Annotated in this window: 5 protein-coding genes; 4 read left to right on the top strand and 1 reads right to left on the bottom strand. The window is 66.7% G+C overall.

Features of this window, described 5'->3' with window-relative positions; translation table 11 throughout:
- Positions 1 to 334: 334 nt before the first annotated feature.
- The 3 genes from NTX40_10710 to NTX40_10720 are packed head-to-tail and all read left to right on the top strand — an operon-like array spanning position 335 to position 3,091.
- On the top strand, positions 335 to 928 hold the full coding sequence (locus NTX40_10710; GenBank protein MCX5649545.1) for an RNA polymerase sigma factor: 594 nt from the start codon (positions 335 to 337) through the stop codon (positions 926 to 928).
- A complete protein-coding gene (locus NTX40_10715; protein ID MCX5649546.1) occupies positions 925 to 1,467 on the top strand; it encodes a hypothetical protein in 543 nt (180 codons plus the stop codon). The genes NTX40_10710 and NTX40_10715 overlap by 4 nt, the downstream gene beginning before the upstream one ends.
- 31 nt (positions 1,468 to 1,498) lie before the next feature.
- Entirely contained in the window at positions 1,499 to 3,091 is a 1,593-nt protein-coding gene (locus tag NTX40_10720) for a hypothetical protein (protein ID MCX5649547.1), read from the top strand.
- A 106-nt stretch (positions 3,092 to 3,197) separates the two neighbouring features.
- On the opposite strand, the gene NTX40_10725 is transcribed toward NTX40_10720, so the two are convergent.
- Positions 3,198 to 3,524 carry a hypothetical protein gene (locus tag NTX40_10725; GenBank protein MCX5649548.1) on the bottom strand — a complete coding sequence of 109 codons (327 nt, stop codon included), beginning with the start codon at positions 3,522 to 3,524 and terminating at the stop codon, positions 3,198 to 3,200.
- Positions 3,525 to 3,865: 341 nt separating this feature from the next.
- Here NTX40_10725 and NTX40_10730 point away from each other — a divergent pair.
- A partial coding sequence (locus tag NTX40_10730; GenBank protein ID MCX5649549.1) for a hypothetical protein occupies positions 3,866 to 5,068 on the top strand: 1,203 nt, incomplete at its 3' end.

Consider the following 5,068-nt stretch of genomic DNA (forward strand, 5'->3'; position numbering starts at 1 on the left):
TGGTCAGCACCACACGGCCGCGGACCGCAGGGCGACGTCGTCCGGACACTGAACTTCGTCCTCTGCGTCCGCGGAGGGTCCGCGAAATGAAACTCGCTCAAGGTGCCTAGAAAGTGTCCCTGGCAACCGCACCCCGACATCTAACGCATGGGGACAGGCTAAGAGGACGGCGCGGCCAATCGGCCGCGCCGTCCTCTTTGGAGGCCGTGCGGCGCGGTGCCTACGCGGGACCCGAATTTTCCCCCCTGCCCCGCTTGCGCCGGTAAAATGAAACCGTAAAGGCTCTCGCGCATTGAAGAATATGACGGGCCGAAGCAAACCCAAGGGGCACGTTGTGGCCGACGCCGTCGCCGAAGAATTGGTCAGACGCGCCGCGGAAGGCGACACGGCCGCCCGGCGCCGGCTCGCCGAGGAGACGATTGACGACCTGTGGGCGCTGGCGATGCGGCTGGTGCGGCGCGAGGACAACGCGGATGAAATCGTTCAGGAGACTTACGCCCGGGCGCTCGCGAATCTGGCCGACTGGACGCCTCGCGGCCGATTCGAAGGGTACCTGGCGCGGATCGCAACGAACCTCGTGCTCGAACGGTGGCGGCGGGAGCGCCCCACCGTGCCGCTCGACCCCGCCTTCGCTTCGCCAGCGGCCTTGGAGCCGTGGCAGCGCCTCGCCGACGAGGAGGACGACCAGCGGCGTCTGGCGGCCATCTGGGAAGCGGTTCAGCGACTCGCCCCCGAGCCGCGGGCGGCCCTTCTTCTTTACCACGCGCAGGGCGAATCCTGCGATTCGATCGCCGGCATCCTCGACGTGCCGGTGGGCACGGTCAAATCGTGGCTCCATCGCGCGCGGAACGAGGTCCGCCGCGGCGCAGAATCGCTGCTCCGGGGGCGGGCGGCCGTGAGCCAATCCCAAATCGGAGGCCAACCATGACGAGCGAATGCGAACGCATCGAGCAATGGCTGGACCGCGAGGAAGCGCCGGCGCTGCCGGCGAATCTCGAGGCCCACGCGGCATCGTGCGACGTCTGCCGGCTGCGCCTCGCGATTGCGCGCGACCTCGGCGAGCGCCTGGGGGCCGGGGCTCTGCCAATGGAGGCGCGGCGAGCGACGATTGTGGAACGGATCGTTGGGGGATCGGCCCACGAGCGTCGGCCCGTCCGCCGCCGGGTGTGGATCGCGGCGGCAACGCTGGCGGCCGCGGCGGTGGTGGCGGCGGTCGTCGTCCTCTGGCCGGCGCGGCCGGAGCCCGTCCTGCCGACCGAGGTGTTTGCGGCCATGCTGGGGCCCTTCGCGGAAGCACCGGCCAAGGAAGAGGCGGGCGTCCCTGCGCCGGCAGAACAGACGTCGCCGATCGCGGACGCCCTGGGACTTTTCTGGAACGACATGGAAGGGCCGGTTGGGTTGGCACGGTCGGCGCTGGACGTGCCGCGTGCCGCTGCCTCCCAGCCGCCCGTCACGGAGAACAAGTAAGGCGTCAGGCCCAATGGAAAAGGAGAGAGCGATGAGGTGCGCAAGGTGGTTGTTCGTAGCAGCGGGCGTGGCGGTGCTGGCAGCGGGGGTGCGCGCGGAGACGCTCGAGATGGCGTCGCTCGTGCCGGCCGACGCCAAGGCGCTCGTCGAGACGGTGAACGCCGCCGAATTGCGGGCGATGCTCCTGGACTCGAAGTTCTGGGCCGCCCTCGAACAGACTGAGGCGTTCCGCAAGCACGAGGCGAGCGAGCGGCACCGGGAAATGGAGGCTCGGCTGGAGCGGCTCCTGGCGGACCTCAAGATGACCAAGGAGGATGCCCTGCGGACGTATCTCGGCGGGCGAAGCGCCGTCGTCCTGCTCGCCGGCGACGACAAGCGACAGGCCGTCCTCATGACCGAGGCCACGAACGCGATGGCCCAGCGCCTCGTGGATGCGACGGGCGGCATCGAAGCGAAACGCTACCGCGACGTCGCCATCTGGGAGGTTCGCCGGGAGGACCGCGTGGACCGGATGGCGTTCGCGGGCGGCGTCCTGCTGGTGTCGGGCGCCGAGGGCGACGCGCTGGAGCGCGTGCTCGACGCCATGATGGGCGGGGCCGTCCTCGGGACGGAGGGGCATTTCGCGCAGGCGGCGGATCTGCCTGCCGGCTGGCGCGTGCGGGCCTACGCGGCCGAGACAAAGCCGCGCGGCGGGCCCGGCGCCGTCGCCATGTACCCGAAATCGAACGGGCGGCTGCACTTTGAGTGGCGGCTGGTGAGCGGCGCGGGCGAGGTCGGGCCGAACGAACCGACGGCTCTGGAGAGCCCGAAGATTCTGCCGGCCGAGACGCTGGCGGCCGTGGCGACGGCTTTCCGTCCGAAGGCCCTCTGGGACTTGGCCAAGGCGAAGGCCGCCGAGAGCGAAAAGGGGCCGGAGCGGCTCCGCCGGGCCGAAATGGGCATCCGCGGATGGTTCCCCGGCCAGACGATGGAAACCATCACGTCGGGCCTCGGGCCCGAGGCCGCGATCGCCATCACGAAGAACGAGAGCGGCAAAGCGCCGGCCCTCCTGGGCCTCGTGCGGCTGACCGCAAGCGGGCGGGCGGTCGCCCAGGCGTTCAAGGACGGCTTGGCGGCCAAGGCGATGATCCTGGCGGCATTCACGGAGGAGCGCGAGGGCGCCCCGAAAATTGACGTCCAGGAGGAGACCCATGGCGGCACTTCGATCCTGGTGATCAAAGCGCCGGGGTTCCTGGAGAAAGTGCTCGGCGATGCAGCCGACAACATCGCCATCAGTGTCGCCGTGACGGACACGTGGCTCGTGGCGGGAACGACGACGGCCGGCGTGAAGAAGAGCCTCGACGCCATGTCGGGCGGCGGCGAGAGCCTGGCCGCCGAGATGCAAAAAGCGGGCGACCCCGTTCCGTCGGAACCCGTGACGCGGTGGGGCGTCCTGAGGCCGGCCCAGGGCGCGGACGTCCTGCTGAACTGGGCGGAGCGCCTGGCCGGACGCGAACGCATCGAACAGGCCAAAAAGATGATCAACCTGGCGGAAGTGATGCGCCTGGTGGAGCGGTTCACGTGGCAGCGGACGGACGAGCCGACCGTCATCCGCGGCAAGGCGGACGTGCAGGCGATTGAGTAAGCCATCCAAGGCGAAGATGCGTGCCAGCGAGGCGGCCCTCCGGGGCCGCCTTGCTCTTTCCGGAGGCGGCGCGGACGCGGCGGCGGTTGGAGATACGGCGTCTTAACTAGATTCGATCGTCGAGGGGCGGGATGCCGCCGAGGTCGGGCTCATCCTCGTCGTCCGTCTCATCGTCGCTCTGCTTCCAACTGTCGGCGTCGTCCATCTCCTTGAACTCCTGCTTCATGCGGCGATAGAGTTCCTGCTGGAGAGGGGCGATCTTGCGGTACTCGGCGATGGTGGCCATGTAGGCCCGCGTCATGAGGTCCAGGCGCAGAAGTTGCCACTTCAGGAGGCACTCGGACTCCTTGACGTTCGTGAAGGGGTTGCAGTTGAGTTTGACCTCGTCGCCCGGACCGACTTGGCAGAACTCGCACTCTTTGCACTGGAGCATCTGGCGGCTCCTCGGGGGTCCGACTTTATCGTACGTCGGCGCGGTCGGCAAAGCAAGGGCGACGGGCCGGAAAAGGGGGACTGTTCCGAATTCCGAATGACGAAGCCCGAATGACGAATCAAATCCGAATGACGAAACAGAAGCACGCGGTTCGGATTTCGTCGTTCCTTCACCATTCGGGCTTGCTGTTTGATTCGTCATTCGGATTTCGGTCTTCGCCATTGCTAAACCCCGGCGCACCGGGACCGGAAAATCCTGCCGCACCTACAACATTCTCTGGCAGGTCAAGGGGTCGAGAAGTACAATGACGCTCGAAGCGTCGCTCGTTAAGGAGACCCGCGATGGCGAAGCACAAGATCGTTCTGGTGGTGCTGGCACTGGTGGGTGTACCGTTTTTCCTGGCTTCCTGCAAGGGAACCGAGCCGGGCGCGGCCGCACGAAACGAACTCTGCATCCTGAAGGTCAAAGGTGCGGCCACGTGCTACAACCACACGCTCGCGCCCTTTTCGTGGATGGTGAGCGACGAAGGGCGTCCGGCGGGCCTCCTGGCGCGGGACGGCGACGTTCTCTTTTTCGCCGAGAAGGGCGACGACAATAAGGGGGGCATTTCTCTGCCGCTCCGCTATTCGGCAATGGATGGGACGGCCCTGACCGTCACCTTTGCGCCCGGCCGGATGCTCATCGGCGGAAAGACAGTTTCCGTGGTCCTGAAGGACGAGGCAGCGTGGGACTGGCTCCGCCAGGCGTCCGAGGAGGACTTGAAGGGTCTTCGGCTCCTGGCGGGAGGCGGAGAAGGTCTCTACATCGCCCAACTGGAAATCCTCAAAAAAGTCGCAAAGACAAATCCGGCGATTGATCTCTCGCTGGAGCCGGGCGGATCGCCGCCGGCAACCGAGGAGGGTGCCGAGGCGCCGGCCACCATCAGACCGGCGGAGGTCCTCCGCCTCTTCCGCCCGCGGTTCCTCGCCGCCGAGGCAGGCTTGCTTTCCAAGCAGATGGACGAGATACGGCCGGCCCTCGGGAACGTGGAGGTCCTCATCCTCAATAATGAAAAGGGCGAAAGCCTGGACTTTCTGGCGCACTTGCCGAGGCTCCGGACGCTGGTTCTTTCGAACTGGTCCCCCGAGCAGGCGCCGCTGCCGAAGGGCTTGAAGAACCTCAGGTCGCTGGTGCTTTTCGGTGAAAAGTCGCTGGCCGACCTTTCCCCCATCGCCGGCCTCGCGCAACTGGAGCAACTGACCCTCGTGGGAGGGAACGTCGAGGACCTCGGCGGATTGGCGAAATTGCCCCGCCTAAAGACCTTGTCCCTGACGGGATGCGAGAAGGTGACGGACCTCGGGCCGCTCAAGAACCTTCCGCTCGAATACCTTTCGTTTCCGCCGAAGATCTCGCAGCAAGAGTTTGATGCCGTCGTCAAGGATCACCCCGCCCTCAAGGCGGTGGAACTCTTCGGGTGCGAGAACGTCAAGGACATCGCCGCCCTCAAGAGCCTCAAGAACCTCGAGGCCCTCGTTCTTATCAAACCCGCCTTCGAAGGCGAAAAA

It is taken from the genome of Planctomycetota bacterium, assembly GCA_026387035.1.
Taxonomy (GTDB): Bacteria; Planctomycetota; Phycisphaerae; order FEN-1346; family FEN-1346; genus JAPLMM01.